General features: G+C 66.9%; 16 protein-coding genes and 1 pseudogene. 11 read left to right on the top strand and 6 right to left on the bottom strand.

Annotated elements, in window-relative coordinates; all coding sequences use genetic code 11:
• Positions 1–280: 280 nt before the first annotated feature.
• The 7 genes from BMZ69_RS16575 (at position 281) to fabI (ending at position 10,608) form a co-directional block, all read left to right on the top strand.
• A complete protein-coding gene (locus BMZ69_RS16575; RefSeq protein WP_092158501.1) occupies positions 281–2,581 on the top strand; it encodes a DUF3141 domain-containing protein in 2,301 nt (766 codons plus the stop codon).
• Positions 2,582–2,589: 8 nt separating this feature from the next.
• Positions 2,590–3,576, top strand: a complete 987-nt coding sequence (locus BMZ69_RS16580; RefSeq protein WP_092158503.1) for a phosphate acetyltransferase — start codon at positions 2,590–2,592, stop codon at positions 3,574–3,576.
• Positions 3,577–3,579: 3 nt separating this feature from the next.
• Positions 3,580–4,794, top strand: coding sequence for an acetate/propionate family kinase (locus BMZ69_RS16585; RefSeq protein ID WP_092158505.1), 1,215 nt, complete (start codon positions 3,580–3,582; stop codon positions 4,792–4,794).
• A 122-nt stretch (positions 4,795–4,916) separates the two neighbouring features.
• A complete protein-coding gene (locus BMZ69_RS16590; protein ID WP_092158554.1) occupies positions 4,917–5,897 on the top strand; it encodes an HlyD family secretion protein in 981 nt (326 codons plus the stop codon).
• On the top strand, positions 5,897–8,635 hold the full coding sequence (gene rbbA / locus BMZ69_RS16595) for a ribosome-associated ATPase/putative transporter RbbA (RefSeq protein ID WP_092158507.1): 2,739 nt from the start codon (positions 5,897–5,899) through the stop codon (positions 8,633–8,635). Before BMZ69_RS16590 ends, rbbA begins: the two co-directional genes overlap by 1 nt.
• 1 nt (position 8,636) lies before the next feature.
• Positions 8,637–9,827 (top strand): ABC transporter permease, encoded by a 1,191-nt coding sequence (locus BMZ69_RS16600; protein ID WP_092158509.1) that lies wholly within the window; start codon positions 8,637–8,639, stop codon positions 9,825–9,827.
• Between the two features lie 4 nt (positions 9,828–9,831).
• Complete coding sequence (fabI, locus tag BMZ69_RS16605; protein WP_066479676.1) at positions 9,832–10,608, top strand: enoyl-ACP reductase FabI; 777 nt, start codon at positions 9,832–9,834, stop codon at positions 10,606–10,608.
• A gap of 56 nt (positions 10,609–10,664) precedes the next feature.
• Here the strand turns inward: fabI and BMZ69_RS16610 are convergent.
• The 5 genes and pseudogenes from BMZ69_RS16610 to BMZ69_RS16630 form a co-directional block, all read right to left on the bottom strand.
• A pseudogene (locus tag BMZ69_RS16610) lies at positions 10,665–10,991 on the bottom strand (CTP synthetase); the annotation flags it as partial.
• Positions 10,992–11,122: 131 nt separating this feature from the next.
• On the bottom strand, positions 11,123–11,494 hold the full coding sequence (locus tag BMZ69_RS16615; protein WP_244543404.1) for a hypothetical protein: 372 nt from the start codon (positions 11,492–11,494) through the stop codon (positions 11,123–11,125).
• A gap of 27 nt (positions 11,495–11,521) precedes the next feature.
• A complete protein-coding gene (locus BMZ69_RS16620; protein WP_092158513.1) occupies positions 11,522–12,439 on the bottom strand; it encodes a ubiquinone anaerobic biosynthesis protein UbiV in 918 nt (305 codons plus the stop codon).
• Positions 12,440–12,468: 29 nt separating this feature from the next.
• A complete protein-coding gene (locus BMZ69_RS16625) occupies positions 12,469–13,446 on the bottom strand; it encodes a ubiquinone anaerobic biosynthesis protein UbiU (RefSeq protein ID WP_092158515.1) in 978 nt (325 codons plus the stop codon).
• The gene (locus tag BMZ69_RS16630; protein WP_244543405.1) at positions 13,437–13,991 is read right to left on the bottom strand and encodes a ubiquinone anaerobic biosynthesis accessory factor UbiT; all 555 of its coding nucleotides are present in this window, start codon (positions 13,989–13,991) and stop codon (positions 13,437–13,439) included. Before BMZ69_RS16630 ends, BMZ69_RS16625 begins: the two co-directional genes overlap by 10 nt.
• Before the next feature lie 117 nt (positions 13,992–14,108).
• Between BMZ69_RS16630 and BMZ69_RS16635 the strand changes: the two genes are divergently transcribed.
• The 3 genes from BMZ69_RS16635 to BMZ69_RS16645 are packed head-to-tail and all read left to right on the top strand — an operon-like array spanning position 14,109 to position 17,364.
• Positions 14,109–15,623: a UbiD family decarboxylase gene (locus BMZ69_RS16635; protein WP_175506834.1), complete on the top strand. Its 1,515-nt coding sequence runs from the start codon at positions 14,109–14,111 to the stop codon at positions 15,621–15,623.
• Positions 15,620–16,189 carry a UbiX family flavin prenyltransferase gene (locus BMZ69_RS16640; protein ID WP_092158519.1) on the top strand — a complete coding sequence of 190 codons (570 nt, stop codon included), beginning with the start codon at positions 15,620–15,622 and terminating at the stop codon, positions 16,187–16,189. The genes BMZ69_RS16635 and BMZ69_RS16640 overlap by 4 nt, the downstream gene beginning before the upstream one ends.
• A 14-nt stretch (positions 16,190–16,203) precedes the next feature.
• Positions 16,204–17,364 carry an NnrS family protein gene (locus BMZ69_RS16645; protein WP_092158521.1) on the top strand — a complete coding sequence of 387 codons (1,161 nt, stop codon included), beginning with the start codon at positions 16,204–16,206 and terminating at the stop codon, positions 17,362–17,364.
• Here BMZ69_RS16645 and hemN read toward each other — a convergent pair.
• Positions 17,348–18,691 carry an oxygen-independent coproporphyrinogen III oxidase gene (gene hemN / locus BMZ69_RS16650; RefSeq protein ID WP_092158523.1) on the bottom strand — a complete coding sequence of 448 codons (1,344 nt, stop codon included), beginning with the start codon at positions 18,689–18,691 and terminating at the stop codon, positions 17,348–17,350. The two genes, BMZ69_RS16645 and hemN, sit on opposite strands and share 17 nt — an antisense overlap.
• 264 nt (positions 18,692–18,955) lie before the next feature.
• Between hemN and BMZ69_RS16655 the strand changes: the two genes are divergently transcribed.
• Positions 18,956–19,357: a DUF6455 family protein gene (locus BMZ69_RS16655; protein ID WP_092158525.1), complete on the top strand. Its 402-nt coding sequence runs from the start codon at positions 18,956–18,958 to the stop codon at positions 19,355–19,357.
• The last annotated feature ends 573 nt before the right edge of the window (positions 19,358–19,930 follow it).

Consider the following 19,930-nt stretch of genomic DNA (forward strand, 5'->3'; position numbering starts at 1 on the left):
AAACACCGCCACCAGGGCACAACACGGCGGCTTCGCGGGCCGATCTGCCCTGTCTCAGCGCCTTGCGCGCCCGACGACGCCGCTCGGGACGGAAAATGATTGTCCTGCGGTCGGATTCAGGCGAAACTCACGTCAGACGGCATGCCACTTGGGGAATGTATGTTGAGGCGGGCAGCGGCCAGGGTCGTTGCTAAAGCGTCTTACGCTGGCGATAGTGCAGTGCGGCAAGCTGCTGCGACGCTCCAACGTACAAGCCCTGTGGCGCGTAGGGAAAAGCGATATGACCGGCCCCTTCTCGGTGAACCCATCCGCCGGTGCAAAGGCGGAAGCGCTGTTTCGCTCCGATCTCGGCGACTATCTGATCGATGTCGCCCAGCGCAATGTCCTGATGCTCGATGTGCTGCGAAGGCGCGGCGACAATTATCTCGAGCATGTGGCGATGATCGCCCCGCATGTCCTGGGCTTCAGCTTCGAGCCCGTGATGAGCGGCCGCAACCTGCCGCGCCCGGTGAACTACTGGCTGGTCCGGATCGTTCCGCCGGAGGGCGTCGTCACCAATGAGGCGTCGCGCCCCTTCATCGTCGTCGATCCGCGCGCCGGCCATGGGCCGGGGATCGGCGGGATGAAACCGGACAGCGAGATCGGCGCGGCGCTTGCCGCCGGCCATCCCTGCTATTTCATCGGCTTCCTGCCCGATCCGGTGCCGGGCCAGACGATCGAGGATGTCGGCTGCGCCGAGGCCGCCTTCATCGAGGCCGTGATCAAGCGCCATCCCGATTATCCCGGCAAACCCTGCGTGATCGGCAACTGCCAGGCCGGCTGGGCCGTGCTCGGGCTCGCCGCCGCCCGCCCCGATCTGATGGGGCCGATCATGGCGGCGGGCGCGCCGCTGGCCTATTGGAACGGCAAGGACGGCCTCAACCCGATGCGCTATTCGGGCGGCATGCTCGGCGGCTCCTGGCTGGCCTCGTTGACGGGCGATCTCGGCGCCGGCATCTTCGACGGGGCCTATCTCGTCCAGAATTTCGAGAGGCTGAACCCGGCCAACACCTGGTGGAGCAAGCTCTACGATGTCTGGTCGCAGGTCGACACGGAAGCCGAGCGTTTTCTCTCCTTCGAGAAATGGTGGGGCGGCCATGTGCTGCTCAACCGCGTGGAGATCGAATTCATCGTCGAGGAGCTCTTCGTCGGCAACAAGCTGACCAAGGGCGAGGTCAGGCTGTCCTCCGGCAAGACGATCGACCTGCGCGAGGTCACCTCGCCGATCGTGGTTTTCTGCTCCTGGGGCGACAACATCACTCCGCCGCAGCAGGCGCTGGGCTGGGTTACCGATCTCTATGCCAGCGATCTCGCCCTGATCGCGGCCGAGCAGACCATCGTCTACTGCATCCACCCGCAGGCCGGCCATCTCGGCGTGTTCGTCTCGAGCTCGGTCGCAAGGAAGGAGCATACCGAGCTCACCGAGAACATGGACCTGATCGACATCCTGCCCCCCGGGCTATGGGAGGCGGTGATCACCCCGCGCGAGCCCGGGCAGGACTATGCCGACCTCGCCGCCGGCAAGCATGTGCTGCGCTTCGAGCCGCGCAAGCTCGACGACATCCGGGCATTGGGGCTGAACACGGCCGAGGATGACCGGCGTTTCGCGACCGTTGCAAAGCTCTCGGAGATCAATGCCGATCTCTACAAGACCTGGCTGCGTCCCTGGGTGAAGGCCGTCGCCAACGCGCCTTCCGCGGAATTGTCGCGCCGGCTCAATCCGCTGCGCTCGCAATTCGAGGCGTTCTCGCACAACAACCCGTTCCTGCGCGGCGTTCCGGCCTTGGCGGAGCAGGTCCGCCGCAATCGCCGTCCAGCGGCTGCCGGCAATCCGTTCCTCGCCTGGCAGCAGATGGCTTCGCAGAACCTCGCCGCTTCGCTCGACCTGTTCCGTGACATCCGCGATTCCGCGACCGAACTCCTGTTCAAGCAGGTCTATGGCTGGCCGGCCCTGCAGCAGGCGCTCGGCGTCAGCGACGAGACGGCGCGCCCCGTGCCGGCCGACCGCGAACGCGGCGTCGCCGAGCTGGAGGCCGGGCTTGCCGGCTTGCGCCAGCGGGTCAGCGATCTCGAGGCGAACATTGCCGTGCTGCGTGCCTTCATGTTCGTCCTGGCGGCAGGCAAGAGCCTGGACGAGCGCATCTTCGCCGCTCTTCGGCGCCTGCAGAAAAAGCACCAGAGCCTGGAAGGCACGACGCTCTGGCAGTTCAAGGCCAAGGTCCGGGAGCAGTTCTTCATGCTGCGCTTCGACCGGGAGGAGGCTGTCGCCGCGATTGAGCGTGCTCTGCGCACGCAGGCACCGCCGATCTCGCTGGAGGAGTTCCACGGCATCCTGACCGCCGCCGGCCCGCTCGAAGGGGAAGCGCTCGCTCGCTACGAACGCGTCAGCAGGATGTTCCCGGATCACGCGCCGGGGCGCGAGCCGCCGGCGCCGGCGGCGGGAACGCCGCCCCCGACGGTTCGCGCAGCTCCGCCCAAGCCGGCAGCGCAGCGGCGCAGGCCCGGCACCGAAACGCGCCGTCGTACCGCCCCGCAGAAGTGAGCCCAACGATGGCCCAAACCTCCACGCTCGCCGCCGAAGCCGGTCAGTCCCGGCGCTCCGCTGCCAATGGCGACAAGTATGAGCGCCTGATCGCCAAGGCGCGCGAGATCCCGCCGGCATTGACCGCGGTCGCGCATCCCTGCGACGAAGCCTCGCTGAGGGGCGCGCTCGACGCGGCGGCGCAAGGCTTGATCACGCCGATCCTCGTCGGCCCCACCGGCCGGATCATCGCGACCGCGAAGCAGGCCGGCCTCGACATCGCCGGCTTCGAGATCGTCGACACCCCGCACAGCCATGCCTCGGCCGCCAAGGCGGTCGAGCTGGTGCATGCCGGCAAGGCGGCGCTGCTGATGAAGGGTAGCCTGCACACCGACGAATTGCTGGCCGAGGTGACCAACAAGGAGACCGGGCTAAGGACCGGCCGGCGCATCAGCCATGTCTTCATCATGGACGTGCCGACCTATGCCGAGCCGCTCTTCATCACCGACGCCGCGGTCAACATCTTCCCCGATCTCGAAGCCAAGCGCGACATCATCCAGAACGCGATCGACCTTCATATCGGGCTCGGGCTCGGCACGCCGCGGGTCGCGATCCTGTCGGCGGTCGAGACCGTGACGACCAAGATCCCGAGCACGCTGGAGGCGGCTGCCCTCTGCAAGATGGCCGATCGTGGCCAGATCTGTGGCGGCCTGCTCGACGGGCCGCTCGCCCTCGACAATGCGATCAGCCCGGAAGCCGCCAGCATCAAGGGCATCGTCTCGCCGGTCGCGGGCAAGGCCCAGATCCTGGTGGTGCCGGACCTCGAAGCCGGCAACATGCTGGCGAAGAACCTGACCTTCCTGTCGGGCGCCGATGCCGCCGGCATCGTGCTCGGCGCGCGCGTGCCTATCATCCTGACCAGCCGTGCCGACAATGTCCGCACCCGGCTCGCCTCCTGCGCCGTCGCCGGGCTCTACGCCCATGCGCTGGCCCAGACGCGTCCGATTGGAGGCTAGGCGGTGAGCGAGGTCCTGTTCGTCGTCAATGCCGGCAGTTCGAGCATCAAGTTCAAGCTCTACCGGGTGATCGGCGATGATATCGCGCTGGTCTTCGGCGGTGCCGTTGATGGCATCGGGACGAGGCCTCGGCTCAAAGCGAAGGACCATGCCGGCGAGACACTGATCGAGCGTAGCTACGCCGCGGATGAGGTCGCGAACTCCTCACAGGCGCAGCGCATCATCGCCGACTGGGTCGGCGGCGAGATGAAGGACGCGCAGCTCATCGGCATCGGCCACCGCGTCGTCCATGGCGGCCCGGTCTACTCCGCGCCGGTGCTGGTCGACGACGCCGTGATGCGGACGCTCGAGACCTTCATTCCGCTGGCGCCGCTGCACCAGCTCAGCAATCTCGACCCGATCCGCGTCCTGCGCGAGCGCCGGCCCGATCTCCCCCAGGTCGCCTGTTTCGATACCGCCTTCCATCGCGGGCATCCCGAATTGTCGGACCGCTTCGCCCTGCCGCGCGGGCTCTATGACGAAGGTGTCCGGCGCTACGGCTTTCACGGCCTCTCCTACGAATACGTCTCGCAGGCGCTGCGCGGCATCGCGCCGGAGATCGCCGACAAGCGTGTGATCATCGCCCATCTCGGCTCCGGCGCCTCGGTCTGCGCCCTGGAAGGCGGCCGCAGCATCGAGACGACGATGGGCTTCACCGCGCTTGACGGCTTGCCGATGGGGACGCGCTCCGGCTCGCTCGATCCCGGCGTCGTACTGCATCTGATCGAGCAGAAAGGCATGAGCCCGGCGGAAGTCGGGCATATGCTCTACCATGAGAGCGGCCTGCGCGGCCTGTCCGGGATCAGCAATGATGTCCGGGCGCTGCTGGAGAGCGACCGGCCGGAAGCGGCGATGGCGATCGACTTCTTCAGCCTGCGTGTGGCGCAGGCCTTCGCCAGCCTCTCGGTCTCGCTCGGCGGCCTCGACGCGCTCGTCTTCACCGCCGGCGTCGGCGAGAATGCCCATCAGGTCCGCCGCAATGTGGTCGAACGCCTGCATTGGGCCGGGTTGGCGCTCGATGACGGGGCTAACAGCCGCAACGATAGCAGGATCGAGGCCAGCGACAGCCGCGTTCCGATCCTCGTCGTCCCGACGGATGAAGAACGCATGATCGGCCAGCACACGCTACGCCTCTTGCGGCAACCGAAACTCGCAGCCGGTCTCGCCGCTCGGCCGTAGGATTGCATGACGAAGCAGGCCGGGGCCCCGCGCCGGCCCGAGCTCGGAGAACGAAAATGAGATTCGCAGGCTTATCGACCGCGACGGCCCTGGCCGTGACGCTCCTGACCTTCGGCAGCGTCATGACCCCGGTCTCTCACGACGTCTCGCTGAGCACCTCGGCGCAGGCCCAGCCGCGGATCAAGGAGTTCCTGCAGCGCCTGCGCAGCGGTTCACTCCCCGCCGGCATCGCCAAGTCGAACGGCCGTATCGAGGCGACGCAGATCGACGTCGCGGCGAAATATGCCGGGCGCCTGTCGCAGGTGCTGGTCAATGAGGGCGATGACGTCACCGCCGGGCAGGTCGTCGCGAAGATCTCCTCGCCGGAATACGAGGCGCAATTGCGCGGCGCGCAATCGCAGGTGCTGAAGGCCAAGCAGGGGCTGGCCGAGGCGAACGCCCTGATCGTCCAGCGCAAGAGCGAGATCACTCTCGCCCAGGCAGAGCTGGAGCGCGGCCAGCAGCTCGTCGACAAGGGCTATCTGACCCGCCAGACCTTCGACCAGCGCGTCGCCAAGGCCGATACCGCAAAGGCAGCGCTCGTCGCGGCTGAGGCCCAGCGCGACCAGGCCGCGTTCGCGATCAAGAGCGCCGAGGCCGAGGTCGACCGGATCGAGGCCGTGCTGGTCGACATGACCCTGGTCGCCCCGCGCAGCGGCCGCGTGCAGTACCAGCTCGCCCGGGCCGGCGAGGTCGTGGGCGCCGGCGCGCGCATCCTGACGCTGCTCGATCTCAGCGACGTCTACATGACGATCTATCTGCCGGCCGCCCAGGCGGGGCTGCTGGCGCTCGGCGACGAGGCGCGGATCACCGTCGATCCGCTGCCGAACTACGTCATCCCCGCCAATGTCAGCTTCGTCGCGGCCGATGCGCAGTTCACGCCGAAGAGTGTCGAGACCGCGGATGAGCGCGAAAAGCTGATGTTCCGCGTCAAGCTGCAGATCGATCCGCGCGTCCTGAAGAAATACCACCGGCAGGCCAAGACCGGCGTGCGCGGCATGGGCTTCGTCCGCACCAGCGCCTCGATCCAGTGGCCCGAAGACCTCAGCGTGAAGCTCCCCTGATGAGCGACGGTTACATTGCCAGGGTCGAGAACGTCTCGCACCGCTACGGCAAGACGGTCGCGCTCGACGACGTCTCGATCGCGTTCCCAGCGCGCCGCATGGTCGGCGTCATCGGTCCCGACGGCGTCGGCAAATCGGCGCTGCTCGCTCTGGTCGCCGGGGTCCGCCAGATCCAGACCGGCGTCGTCACGGTCTTCGATGGCGACATGGCCGACAAGGCGCATCGTGAGCAGCAGGGCGCGCGCATCGCCTATATGCCACAGGGCCTCGGCCGCAATCTCTACCCGACGCTGAGCGTCTTCGAGAACATCGACTTCCATGGGCGGCTGTTCGGCCAGGGCGAGGCCGAACGGCGACGGCGCATCGACGAATTGCTGCAGGCGACGGGGCTCGACCCGTTCGAGGACCGCCCGGCCGGCAAGCTCTCGGGCGGCATGAAGCAGAAGCTCAGCCTGTGCTGCGCCCTGATCCACGATCCCGATCTCCTGATCCTCGACGAGCCGACCACCGGCGTCGATCCGCTCTCGCGCGGCCAGTTCTGGGACCTGATCAACACGATCCGCGGCAGGCGTCCTCAGATGAGCGTCATCGTCGCGACCGCCTATATGGACGAGGCCGAGCGCTTCGACTGGCTCGCCGCCATGGATGACGGCAAGGTGATCGCCTCCGGGCCGGTCGACGAAATCCTTGCGAAGACCGGGCAGAAATCGCTGGAGGCGGCGTTCATCGCGCTGCTGCCCGAGGCGAAGCGGGCGCATCACCAGGAGGTGGTCGTGCGACCGCGCCCGGCCAGCGACACCGATGTGCCGGCGATCGAGGCCGAGGGGCTCACCCGCCGCTTCGGCGATTTCACCGCTGTCGACCATGTCAGCTTCCGGATCCAGCGCGGCGAGATCTTCGGCTTCCTCGGCTCGAATGGCTGCGGCAAGTCGACGGTGATGAAGATGCTCACCGGCCTGCTGCCGGCGAGCGAGGGCACGGCCAAATTGTTCGGCAAGCCGATGGGCTCGAACGACATGGAGACGAGGCGGAACGTCGGCTACATGTCGCAGGCCTTCTCGCTCTATACCGAGCTGACCGTTCGCCAGAACCTCGAGCTGCACGCCAAGCTCTACCATCTGCCGAGCGAGGAGATCGAAGGCCGCATCGCCGAGCTGCTCGAGCGCTACGATCTCAAGGACGTGGTCGATGCCCGTCCCGACAGCCTTCCGCTCGGCATCAAGCAGCGTTTGCAGCTCGCCGTCGCGGTGCTGCACCGACCGGCCATGCTGATCCTCGACGAGCCGACCTCGGGCGTCGACCCGATCGCTCGCGACGCCTTCTGGCGCACGCTGATCGACCTCTCGCGCGATGACGGCGTCACGATCTTCCTCTCGACCCATTTCATGAACGAGGCGGAGCGCTGCGACCGGATCTCGCTGATGCATGCCGGCAAGGTGCTCGCCGTTGGCACGCCGGAGGAGCTGGTCAAGGAACGGGGCAGTGCCTCGCTGGAGGACACCTTCGTCGACTATCTCGCCGAGGCTGCCGGCATCGACCGCGCGGCCAAGACCGAGGCGCCCGATCCGGACGCTCCGATGCCGGCGCCCGAGCCGATCCGCCCGCCGCGCCGCTTCGATCCCAAGCGGCTCTGGGCCTATTCGCGGCGTGAGACGATGGAGCTCTTGCGCGATCCGATCCGGCTCGCCTTCGCCTTCCTCGGCCCGCTCGTCCTGATGATCGCCTTCGGATTCGGCATCTCCTTCGATGTCGAGAACCTGCGCTTCTCTGCGCTCGATCACGACAACACGCCCGAAAGCCGGCAACTGATCGAAGCCTTTTCCGGCTCGCGCTATTTCGACGAGCGCCCGCCACTACGCAGCTCCGGCGAACTCGACCAGCGTCTGCGCACCGGCGAATTGCAGCTCGCCATCGAGATCCCGCCGGGCTTCGGGCGCGACCTGCAATCGGGCCGGAAGCCCGAGGTCGCGGTCTGGCTCGACGGGGCGATGCCGTTCCGCGCGGAGACGACCAAGGGCTATGTCACCGGGCTCGCCGCGCAATACGCCAAGGAATGGCTGGTCCAGAACAGCACCGGCACGAGCGCGGCCAGCCTGATCAATATCGAGACGCGCTTCCGCTACAACCAGGCCTTCAAGAGCGTGAATGCCATGGTGCCGAGCGTGATCATGCTGATGCTGATCCTGATCCCGGCGATCATGTCGGCCATCGCGGTGGTGCGCGAGAAGGAGACCGGCTCGATCGCCAATTTCCAGTCGACGCCGATCACGAAGTTCGAGTTCCTGTTCGGCAAGCAGCTGCCCTATATCGCGATCGCGATGATCAGCTTCGTGCTGCTGGTGCTCCTCGCGCTGTTCCTGTTCGGCGTGCCGATCAAGGGCTCGGCCGCGCTGCTGGCCCTGGGAACGCTGCTCTATGTCACGGCGACAACCGGCTTCGGCCAGCTGATCTCGACCTTCACCAAGACGCAGGTCTCGGCGGTGTTCGCGACCGCGATCCTCTCGATCATCCCGGCGGTGAATTTTTCGGGGCTGCTCGTCCCCGTCGCCTCGCTCTCGGGCGGGGCGCGGCTGATCGGGCTCGGCTTCCCGACGGCCTGGTACCAGCCGATCAGCGTTGGCGCCTTCACCAAGGGGCTGGGCTTCGACGACCTCGCCTTCAACCTCGTGATGCTCGCGGGCTTCGGGCTGCTCTTCCTCGCGCTATCGCAGCTGCTGCTGCGCAAGCAGGAGCTCTGAGATGAGCGCCGAAACCTCCAGGGCGACCCCGGCCCCGGCCCCGGCCCAGCCACGGCTTTCCGGCTTGCGTGTCCATCTGGCCAATATCTGGCAGCTGGTGATCAAGGAGCTGCGCAGCATCCGCGCCGATCCGGTGATGCTGATTCTCCTGGTCTATTCCTTCAGCATCGCCGTCTACACGGTGGCGACCGGTGCCTCGACCGAGGCGAAGAACCTCTCGGTCGGTATCGTCGACGAGGATCGCTCGGACCTCTCCCGCCAGATCCGCAACGCGCTGAACCCGCCGCTGTTCAAGAGCGCGGTGCTGATCAGCGCGCGCGAGATCGACGAGGAGATGGACCATGGCAGGCTAGTCTTCGTGCTGGAGATCCCGCCATCCTTCCAGGCCGATCTGCTCTCCGGCCGGCGCGCCTCCGTGCAGCTCAATGTCGACGCCACCGCGATGACGCAGGCCGGCAACGGCGCGGTCTATATCCAGTCGATCATCGCGCAGGAGGTGACGAACTTCCTGGCCGGCCGCGAGACGGTGACCAGCGCCCCGGTCAATGTGGTGATCCGCGCCAAGTTCAATCCGAACCTGGATTCCGCCTGGTTCACCTCGGTGATGCAGGTGATCAACAGCATCACCCTGCTGACGGTGATCCTGACCGGCGCCGCCCTGATCCGCGAGCGCGAGCAGGGCACGGTCGAGCACCTCCTGGTGATGCCGGTGGTGCCGACCGAGATCATGCTGGCGAAGATCATCGCCAACGGGCTCGTCATCCTGGTCGCGGCCGGGCTGTCGCTGGCGCTCGTCGTGCAATGGTGGCTGCAAGTGCCGATCGCCGGCTCGCTGACGCTCTTCCTGGCCGGTGCCGGGCTCTATGTCTTCGCCGTCGCGGCGCTCGGCATCATGCTCGGCACGCTCGCGACCACGATGGGGCAGTTCGGGCTGCTCGCCATTCCGATCCTGGTGCTGATGCAGCTGCTCTCGGGTTCGAGCACGCCGATGGAGAGCATGCCGGTCTGGCTGCAATATACCATGCAGGTGATCAGCCCGACGCCGCATTTCGTGGCATTCGCGCAGGGGGTGCTCTATCGCGGCGCCGGGCTTTCGGTGGTCTGGCTGCAGCTCGTCGCGCTGATCGTCATCGGTGGCGTCTACTTCACCTACGCGCTCAGCCGTTTCCGCCGCGTGATCTTCGGAGACTGATCCCATGACGCCGATCGGTGAACTCGTCCGTGGCAAGAAGGGTCTGATCGTCGGCATCGCCAATGAAGGCAGCATCGCCTTCGGCTGCGGAAGGGTGCTGCACCGGCTCGGTGCCGAACTCGCCGTGACCTATCTCAACGCCAAGGCCGAGAAATGGGTGCGACCGCTCGCCGAGGAACTCGCCAGCCCGATCATCATGCCGCTCGATGTCGAGGTCCCCGGCGAGCTCGATGCGGTGTTCGCGGCGATCGCACGGCAATGGGGCAAGCTCGACTTCGTCATCCATTCGATCGCCTTCGCGCCGCGCGACGACCTGCATGGCCGTGTCGTCGATGTCTCGCGCGAGGGCTTCGAGCAGGCGATGCGGGTGTCCTGCTACTCGCTGATCGAGATGACGCGCGCCGCCGAGCCGCTGATGGCGGCGGGCGGCACGATCCTGACCATGAGCTATTACGGCGCCGAGAAGGTGCTGGACAACTACAACATCATGGGACCGGTGAAGGCCGCGCTCGAGAGCACGACGCGCTATCTCGCCCATGAGCTCGGCCAGAAGGGCATCCGCCTGCATGCGCTCTCGCCGGGGCCGCTGAAGACGCGCGCCGCCGGCGGCATCGCCGGTTTCGACGAATTGCTGTCTCAGGCCGCCGCCCGGGCGCCGCAGGGGCGCGTCGTCACCATCGACGAGGTCGGGCAGGTCGCCGCCTTCCTGATCAGCGACGCGGCCACGGGCATGACCGGCAATACGATCTATGTCGATGCCGGCTACCACATCATGGGGTAGGCCATCGGATCGAAAAGCGGGATCCGCTTTTCGATTGAATCCGATGTTTCCGCATTGTAAGCGTCCTTGTGGGCGTACTTTGCCACGACACCGACTGTCACCGTGCCTGTCGGAGCGTGGACGGCATCGGCGATCTCTTGCCAACGGCTCAGATCGATTTCGACCGAGTCGGTGATCCCGAACTGGCGTAGCACCTCGATGTCGAGACCCTCCCGATGATAGGCGAGCGGGACGTCGTAAATGCTCGCTGCGTCGAGGGCCTCAATAACGGACGAGGGTGCGACGCTGCAGAATGACGCGAGCTTCCGCCGCTCTTCCGCCGGGATGTGGCGATCGCTTCTGCAAAGCAGGATGTTCGGTTGAATGCCGATGGATCGCAGCTGATGTCTCTCGGATCAGGGTTGGATCTCGTGACCACACATTTGACCGGCAGCTGCCGAGACCACCTCAACTACACCGCGCTACGAGACACGTCGCATAGTTCTCGGCGCAGCAAGCCCAAGCCCGCCCTGCGTCACAATTCGCGCAAAGCAGCCGCACCGGCCTCGGCGCTGCTTGCGATCTCGATGAAGAGAAGCGCCAGCTCCTCGAAAACGCTGCGATCGCTTTCGGCTTCAGTCAGCGTATCGAGCTCAGAGAGGAAGGCGAGCAGCGCAAAAATCCGCTCCTTATGGTCGCGTGCGGCTGCAAGGCGCCGGCGCGACTCGCGCCGGCGCTCAAGTTGATCGAAGCGATCGAGGGCGCCGTCCAGGGTCTCTCGGCAGGCACAATTGAGTTCTTCAGGCCGCAGTACTCTTCGCAGCCGGCTGATAAGCTCACTTGCCGGCGTCGCCGGAGCGCCTCGTTCGGGAGCACTGCATGCTCCCCTGTCGTACCCACCATTCATGAGCGGCCCACTTCCTTCTCCGGCGGTTCAACGCAATTCGCCCAAACTCCCGCCACCTTCGCCCGTGCGGACGTGGCCGGGGGCCGCGTGCAGGAAGCCATTGGCAAACGGCACATCCGGATAGATCCCGCCGAGCCGGCGCTCGCCTTCCTCCGGGTCGAGCAGGCCGTCGACGACGTCGCGGAACAATCGTGCCACCGCCACCATGTCGCAGTTCTGCGGCGAGAGGCGCAGGGAAGCCACTCCGGCCCGCCGCAATGCGGGGATGTCGCGCAGCAAACTGGCGCAGCTATGCGACAAGGTTTGCACCCCGTTCACCGAAAGGAAGCCAGCACCCTCAAGCGTTTTGACGGGCATGCCGTCAGGGTCCTGCTCGCAAACGAAGCGGCAATTGTCCTTCGTCAGGTTGTGCGCGCGGGCGTGGTAGCAGCGGGCAGAGATTGCCAGCGGTACCTTTCCGAAGGCGAAGACTTCAGTCGCAACCTGCGGCAGCGCGGCAGAGATGGTCGCGACAGCGGACAGTGGCAGCTCAGGAGGCAGGCAGATGCGCATCGCCCCGCGCTCCGCCAGAAAGCCCGCCGTCGCTTCATTGTAGACATTGACGAACGGGCCGACCGCAAAGCTCTTCCCCGCCAGGGTGGCGAGGCAGGTCAAGTCGTTGATCTCGACCTCTGCCTCGTCGGCCTGCATCAGTTCGCCGGTCTGGCGGCGCTCGCGCGGCAGCGAGACCAGAATCAGGCTGGCATGCAGCACCCGCTTGCCGGCCGCTTCCAGACGCTCGACCACGGCGGGGATATGGTCCTGCTTGAACGGCGCGCGCTTGGAACAGACGGCCTCGCCGACCACGACGGTGCTGACGGGCGCCTCATCAGCGATCCGGTAATGGAAATCGCGCCAGCGTTCCGGCGACCAGTGATAGAGGACAGGGCCGAGGGTGAGCTGCATCGCCTTTTCCTTCGTTTGATCCCGACGTGCTAGCGCCAGCCCTTGCGATAGGCACCGACCGTGCTCATCTGCCCTTCCGTCATGGCCGCGAGGCCGGCCGGGGGAGCACTGCGACCTTCGTCGATTGCCGCCAGAATATTGCGGAAAGAGCGCACCACGCCCGCGATATAGGCGCGCCCGCGCTGGCGGCCCTCGATCTTGAATGCGGTCACGCCCGCATCGCGCAGCGCCGGCAGCATCAAGGCTGCATCGAGGCTGACCGGCTCCTCGAAGATGTAGCCGGAGCCCTTGGGCGTAGTGAAGCGGCCCTTGCACAGAGTGGGATAGCCGGCCGGCTCGTCCTTGCCGAAGCTGTTGATGGTGAACCCGCCCAGCGTCGAGACGACACGCCCGTCGCGCTCGGCATAGGCGACATGACTCGCCGGCGAGCAGACGCCGTTCATGTTCGGCGACTGGCCGGTCGCATAGGACGAGAGCGAGCAGCGACCCTCTTCCATCACGCACAGTCCGCCGAAGACGAAGACCTCTGTCTCGCAGGCGCTCTCCCGCACGATCGAGGCGATCTCCATCACGCTGAGCACACGCGGCAGCACGATGCGCCGCACACCGAAATTCTCGACATAAAAGCGGATCGCGTCGGGATTGGCGGCTCCGGCCTGCACCGAAACATGCAGCCTTTGGCCGGGGTGCCGGCGCGCCGCATAATCGAGCGTGGCGAGGTCGGCCAGGATCAACGCGTCGGCACCGGCCGCAGCCGCATCGTCGATCGCTGCCTGCCAGAGCCCGAAGGCGCCGGCCCGCGCGAAGGTGTTGATCGCGACCAGCACCTTGACGCCATGCCGATGCGCAAAGGCGATGCCCTTGCGCAACTCGTCGCGCGAGAAGTTGAGGCCGGGGAAGTTGCGTGCATTGGTCTCGTCGCGGAAGCCGCAATAGACAGCATCGGCGCCCGCCTCGACGGCGGCCTCAAGGCTTGCCGGCGTCCCGGCCGGGCAGATCAGCTCCACGTCCGGCCCCCCGAGGAGGTCACAGGCAGGGATTGCAGCTGTCTACGAAGGGCGTCCGCAAGTCGCTGGCCCAGCGGCCCGAGGCTTCCGAAGATGACGGTGCCGAAATCGATCCGCGCATCGTCGATGGCGTTGCGCAGGGCAAGCACTGCGGCGACATCGCCCTCCACCCAGAGCACCCGGGAGAAGAACAGCGCATCGCCATCGAGCGTTCCCTCCGCCATGCCGACCAGCCCCGCCAGCGGGCCGCGAATGCAGGCGTCGAGACCCGCCGGCAGATTGCGGACGGCGCGCGCGCGGGGCCGCAGCGGCTTCGGCTCCAGGACGAATGCGAAGGGCAGGTCGGTCGGATCGATGCCGAAGCACTTCTCCGCATGCTCTCCCAGGCGACCATAGAGATCGGGGTGCGTCCGGCCGATGCGGTCGAGCATCAGCGCCAATGCCGGCTGCAGCGGCGCCAGCGGCAGCGGAGCCATCGCGCGCGCCAGCCACGGCGGCAGCGCCGGTGGCGTCACCGGTAGCTCGGTCATCTGCGGATCCGACATCGATCACCTCCGGAATCCGAGATTAGGCCGCGAGCCGCAACTCTCGTTGCTCCTGCGCAAAGACGGCCGCGAATGAAACGGCCCATGGTCCGGCAACCGGAGCCTCTGCCCTTGCCCATGCGCACCCTGCCCTGTTTTCGTGATCTCAGTGCCTTCCTTGCCCATATCGAGGCGGCCGGGCAGGTGAGGCGCATCGCCGAGCCGGTCAGCGTGGTGCACGAGATTACCGAGATCCACCGGCGCGTCATCGCCGAAGGCGGGCCGACGCTGCTGTTCGAGCGGCCCGTGCGTCCGGACGGCACGGTCTCGCCCATCCCACTGCTGACCAACCTGTTCGGCACGGTCGAGCGCGTCGCCTGGGGGCTCGGTATCGACCTCGATAACCTGCCCGCCCTCGGTCGGACCCTCGCCGAATTGCGCGAGCCTCGTCCGCCGAAGGGGCTCGCCGAGGCCTGGAAGGCACTGCCGCTGGCGCGCGCCGCGCTGTCGATGCGCCCGCGCGAATGCAAGCGCGCGCCGGTCCAGGAGCTGATCTTCCGGGGCGAGGCGATCGATCTGACGGCGCTGCCGGTGCAACTCTGCTGGCCGGGCGAACCGGCGCCGCTCATCACCTGGCCGCTGGTGCTGACAGCGCCGCCCGAGCCCTCACCCGGGGACGAGGGTAATCTCGGCGTGTACCGGATGCAGGTGCTGGGACGCGACCGCGCCATCGTGCGCTGGCTCGCCCATCGCGGCGGGGCGCGCCACCATGCGCAATGGCGCCGGCTCGGCCGGGACATGCCGATCGCGGTGGTAATTGGGGCGGATCCCGCTACGATCCTCTCGGCCGTGCTGCCGCTGCCGGAAACCGTGTCGGAGCTGCGCTTCTCCGGGCTGCTGCGCGGCGAGCGGCCGGCGCTCGTTCCCTGCGTCAGAGTTCCGCTTGCCGTGCCGGCCGAAGCCGAGATCGTGATCGAGGGGCTGGTCTCGCCCGACGAAACCGCTCCAGAAGGACCATACGGCGACCACACCGGCTACTACAACGCCGTCGAGCCCTTCCCGGTGATGCGGGTGAGCGCGGTAACGATGCGGCGGAAGCCGCTCTATCTCTCGACCTTCACCGGCCGTGCGCCGGACGAACCCTCGCGCATCGGCGAGGCGCTCAACACCCTGTTCCTGCCCTTGCTGCAGCGGCAATTTCCGGAAGTCGTCGATTTCTGGCTGCCGCCGGAGGCCTGCTCCTACCGGATCGCCGTGGTCGCCATCGCCAAGCGCTATCCCGGCCAGGCGCGCCGGTTGATGCTCGGTCTGTGGTCGATGCTGCCGCAGTTCAGCTACACCAAGCTCGTCATCGTCGTCGACGTTGACATCGACCCGCGCGACTGGGCACAGGTGATGTGGGCGGTCGCGACCCGCGCCGACGCCAGCCGCGATCTCGTCACGCTGAGCGACACACCGATCGACTATCTCGACTTCGCTTCGCCCAAGCCCGGGCTCGGTGGCAAGCTCGGCATCGACGCCACCAACAAGCTGCCGCCCGAAACCGAGCGGGAATGGGGCCGGCCCATGGCGATGGGCCCGGAGGTCAGCACGCGCATCGACGCACTCTGGCCGGTGCTTTGGCTGGCAGCCTCCCCCGGAGCTTCCCCATGAATCCGCCGCTACGCGTCATTGTCGGAATCAGCGGTGCCTCCGGCGCGGCGATCGGGTTGCGTGTGCTGGAGAGGTTGGCCGAGACCGGCGGGGTCGAGACGCATCTCGTCATTTCGCCGGCAGCAGAGCGGACGCTCGCGACTGAGATCGGCCCCGGCGCGCAGGCGCAAGCGCGCAGCCTCGCCAGTCACTGCCACGACCATCGCGACATCGGCGCCAGCATCGCCAGCGGCTCGTTCCGGACCGCCGGGATGATCATCGCGCCCTGTTCGATCCGCACCCTCTGTGCCATCGCTTACGGCCAGCTCGCGGACCTGCTGGTGCGCGCCGCCGACGTTCAGCTCAAGGAGCGCCGCCGGCTCGTGCTGCTGGCGCGCGAGAGCCCGCTGCATCTCGGCCATCTGCGGGCGATGGCGCAGGTCACCGAATACGGCGCCATCGTCGCGCCGCCGGTCCCCGCCTTCTATCTGCAGCCGCGCGACATCGCCGCAATCATCGACCAGATAGCCCTACGCGCCATCGGGCTGCTCGACCTATCGCTGGAAGGCCTGCCCGTCGTCGAATGACGCGGTGGGGACGCATGAGCGAGTCCGAGCCGCTCGCCCGTTCGCGGCAGCCTTTCCGCTCCTTCTTCGCCCTGGCTGCGCTCGACGCCATCGCCGGCGTCCTGCTCTGGCTCCTGCCCTATGACTCGCCGAGTGTGAACGGGCATCGCGAGGAACTCCTCTGGGGCATGGTGCCGGCCGTCATGGCCGGTTTCCTGCTGACGGCATTGCCACGCTGGACCCACGCGCCGCCCATCCAGGCCGCGCTCGTCGATGCGCTCCTTCTGCTGTGGCTCGCAGGCCGCTTCGCCCATTGGTGGTGGCCGGATCACGGCAGCCTGCTCGCCGGAGCCTTCATCCTCGGACTTGCCGCGACGCTCGGCGTCAGGGTGGTCGCGGCCGGCAAGACGCGCGAGTACAAGATCGTCGCGCTCCTGGTCCTGCTCGCTCTTGCGGCCGTGCTGCCGAGCGTCGCGATGGATCGGCTTCCGGCGGGTTTTTCGCATCGGCTCGCACTGGCATCCGTGCTCGCGCTGGTCGCCATCATATCCGGTCGGATCATCCCTGCGCTGACCGCGACCTGGCTGTGCCTGCACGACAAGGATCCTGCCCGGCGCCTGCCGCCGCTCTTCGAACTTGCCTCGGCCGTCGCCCTCGCGGCCGCGCTGGGCTGCTGGTGTCTCGGCCTCGGCGTCGGCACCCCAGCCAGCGCCTGCGCAGCCATCCTGCATTCGGTGCGGCTGCTCTCCTGGCGACCCCTGGACGCGCTCGATCATCCCGGCCTGCTTGCGCTATATCTCGCCTATGGCTGGCTGCCAGCTGGCTTCGCGCTCCTTTTCCTCCATCAGGCCGGACTCGGCCCGTTCGGCGAAAGCGCCGCGATCCATGCCTGGGCGGTCGGAGCGATCGGCCTGATGTGCCTTGCCGTGATGGCAAGCATGATCCGCCGGCAGACGCGCCGCCCCTTCTCGAAGAGCGGGACGCTGACAGCGGCACTGGCCTGTGGCGCTGCGGCGGTTCCGTCGAGGCTCATGGTAGAGGTCGCGGGCCGCACCTGGCTGCTGCCGGCCGTGGCATGCTGGATCGGCGCCTTCCTGCTCTTTCTCCTGGCTTTCCGGGCGGAACTGCTATGGCCGCTTGGCCCGATCGCGAAGCCAGCGGACCGGCCCCGGGTGGAAGCTAGACCGCCCGGCTGAATTGCCGGCCGGGCTGGTCGAGATGCGCATCGAAGGCGGAAGCGACCTTGCGGACGAACAGGCGCGCATCCTCCGGGAGCAGCACCCGGCTGCCATCGAAGCTGATCAGCCCAGCGCGCGAAAGATCCTCGAGCTTGCCTAGAGACGGAGCGAGGACCCGCCGGTCGACCGGATGCTGATCGCAGACGGCATCGATGTCGACCGCGAGATCGCACATCACCCGCTCGATCAACTCGGCGCGCAGGCGGTCCTCGGCTGTCAGGCGATAGCCCTTGGCCGTAGGGAGGTCGCCATTGGCGACGTGCTCGGCATAGCGCCCGATCACCACCTCATTCTGGACATACCCTTGCGGGAGCCGCCCGATCGCCGAGGCGCCGAGGCCGATCAGCGCCTCGCAGCGATCGGTCGTGTAGCCCTGGAAATTGCGATGGAGCCGGCCCTGCGACAATGCCTTGGCCATCGCATCCGCGGGTCTGGCGAAATGATCGAGCCCGACTCGGATATAGCCGGCCGCGACGAGCTGCTGCGCCATCGTCTCCGCCTGCTCATGCCGCGCCTGGCCGTCCGGCAGGTCGGATGTCGCGATGCGGCGCTGATGCTTCTTGAACTCCGGCACATGGGCGTAGCCGAAGATCGAGAACCGGTCCGGGCGCATGGCGAGGCATTGCTCGACCGTATCGCGGCATGATTCGAGCGTCTGTTTCGGCAGCCCGTAGATCAGGTCGAAGCTGACGTCCGCGATGCCGGCGGCGCGCAGGCCCGAGACGACCGTCGCGGTCTGCTCGACGCCCTGGACGCGGTTGATCGCCTTCTGCACGACAGGGTCGAAGCTCTGCACGCCGAGGCTGGCGCGATTGACGCCGGCCTCGGCCAGTGCGGCGGTCATTCTGGGCCCGAGCCGGCGCGGGTCGATCTCGACCGCGATCTCCGCCTGCGGATGCACGGCGAAATGCTGCCGCAGCAACGCGACGAGCTCGACGAAATCGGCCGGTTCGAGGATGGTCGGGGTGCCGCCACCGAAATGGATATGGCGAACGTCGAGCGGTGCGGAAAGCTGCCCGGCCACCAACGCGATCTCGCTGCGCAGCACCGCGAGATAATCGACGATCGGGCCGTCGCGCAGCGCGACCGTGGTATGACAGCCGCAATACCAGCACATCGAGCGGCAGAAGGGCACGTGCAGATAGAGCGACGCCGTCGTGCCGGCAGCCAGCGCCCTTAGCCAGTCCGCATAGATGCCGGCGTCAATCTCGGCGTTGAAGTGCGGCGCCGTCGGATAGCTGGTGTAGCGCGGTAGCCGCTCATCCGCGTTAGGCGTGCCCTGCATCGAAAGCTCCGAAAGTCGATTTTCCGGCGCACTTCGTACCCTACATTGCAGCGCCCTTCTTTGATCGAGTGCAAACCAGCGGAATCGCCCTGTGCCAGGTCGGCGCGGGCGGAGGAGGGGGGTTGGGAGAGTCTCGGCCCTTCGGAGTGGCGAATGCCGATCAGAGAGGCCCCTGTGCGGCCAGCACGATCATCCGCTTGTTTGAGCAAGGACAAAGTATGAAGCCGCAGGTTGGCGGATGCTGCGTCCCAAGAGGAGGATACCATGCACCTTTTGGAACGTGCCCAACACTGGTGGAAGCGCCAATCCGGCCTGCGGCAACTCGATGCGGTCGGTCGGGACGCATTGCGGGACCTGGCCCGGGACGTCGGCGTGAATGAGGCCGACCTCTACAATCTCGTCTCGCGCAACGCTTCCGATGCCGGACTGCTGCCGCGGCTGCTGGCGAGCACCGGGCTCGACGCGGATCGCCTGTCGCGTCAGCAGCCGGTGGTCATGCGCGACATGGCGATCGTCTGCGCCGGATGCACAATGACGCAGCGCTGTCGCCGGGAGCTCGACCGCGAGCAGGCGTTGGCAGGTTACCGCCAGTACTGCGGTAACGCCGACACCATCGGCGCGCTCCGCCGGGAACGCCTGCGCTGGGAAGCACACCGAACAATCTGAGCGGGCCAAGGCGGATCACGCCGAGACCTCGGCGGCAATGTCAGCTGCATCTCTCCGCGAACGAGATGTCCTCATCCGCCCCCGAGGGCGTGCAGTCACCCCGGCCAAAGCGTTGACCTGTGACCATGGGTGACCGCAATCTCCTGCCTCGCAGGTCTTTGCCTTCAGGCCGCCTTCCCCCGTCGTATTCAAGCGTTGGGTGAAAGTCCGGCGGGGGTCGGCCGGGCGCGCGAACCCGGCAGCAAGGCAAGGCCCAGATCTTGCTATCCGGGCAGCCCTACGAGCGAGCAGTCCTGCGAGGGAATTTTCCGGGATTTCGGCAAGCGCCCTGACGCGGCCACTGCCTGCGATCGCCGCTGTCCTCGATCGCGGCGCGGGGGCCCAGCCATTTGTGATTGCGGGCAAACACTGCTGCGCGTGGCCATCCGTCGAAGTTCGGCCAGGAGCTTTGCCTCGGTCTACGCCGTGCTCCCGACATGGCTCTGTCGCAAACTGCTGCACGAGATTGGCTGTGGTATGATGGCTGCTCCGCATTGTGGGAGTCGTTCGATGTTCAAAGGCCGCCATTTCGAC

The sequence above is a fragment of the Allobosea sp. CRIB-10 genome (genome assembly GCF_900112185.1).
GTDB lineage: Bacteria > Pseudomonadota > Alphaproteobacteria > Rhizobiales > Beijerinckiaceae > Allobosea.

Coding starts and splice junctions, on each gene's coding strand:
- BMZ69_RS16640 (WP_092158519.1), top strand. CDS start 15,620: ATGAATCCGCCGCTACGCGTCATTGTCGGAATCAGCGGTGCCTCCGGC.
- BMZ69_RS16655 (WP_092158525.1), top strand. CDS start 18,956: ATGCACCTTTTGGAACGTGCCCAACACTGGTGGAAGCGCCAATCCGGC.
- hemN (WP_092158523.1), bottom strand. CDS start 18,691: ATGCAGGGCACGCCTAACGCGGATGAGCGGCTACCGCGCTACACCAGC.
- BMZ69_RS16615 (WP_244543404.1), bottom strand. CDS start 11,494: ATGAATGGTGGGTACGACAGGGGAGCATGCAGTGCTCCCGAACGAGGC.
- BMZ69_RS16620 (WP_092158513.1), bottom strand. CDS start 12,439: ATGCAGCTCACCCTCGGCCCTGTCCTCTATCACTGGTCGCCGGAACGC.
- fabI (WP_066479676.1), top strand. CDS start 9,832: ATGACGCCGATCGGTGAACTCGTCCGTGGCAAGAAGGGTCTGATCGTC.
- BMZ69_RS16645 (WP_092158521.1), top strand. CDS start 16,204: ATGAGCGAGTCCGAGCCGCTCGCCCGTTCGCGGCAGCCTTTCCGCTCC.
- BMZ69_RS16635 (WP_175506834.1), top strand. CDS start 14,109: ATGCGCACCCTGCCCTGTTTTCGTGATCTCAGTGCCTTCCTTGCCCAT.
- BMZ69_RS16590 (WP_092158554.1), top strand. CDS start 4,917: ATGACCCCGGTCTCTCACGACGTCTCGCTGAGCACCTCGGCGCAGGCC.
- BMZ69_RS16575 (WP_092158501.1), top strand. CDS start 281: ATGACCGGCCCCTTCTCGGTGAACCCATCCGCCGGTGCAAAGGCGGAA.
- rbbA (WP_092158507.1), top strand. CDS start 5,897: ATGAGCGACGGTTACATTGCCAGGGTCGAGAACGTCTCGCACCGCTAC.
- BMZ69_RS16630 (WP_244543405.1), bottom strand. CDS start 13,991: ATGTCGGATCCGCAGATGACCGAGCTACCGGTGACGCCACCGGCGCTG.
- BMZ69_RS16600 (WP_092158509.1), top strand. CDS start 8,637: ATGAGCGCCGAAACCTCCAGGGCGACCCCGGCCCCGGCCCCGGCCCAG.
- BMZ69_RS16580 (WP_092158503.1), top strand. CDS start 2,590: ATGGCCCAAACCTCCACGCTCGCCGCCGAAGCCGGTCAGTCCCGGCGC.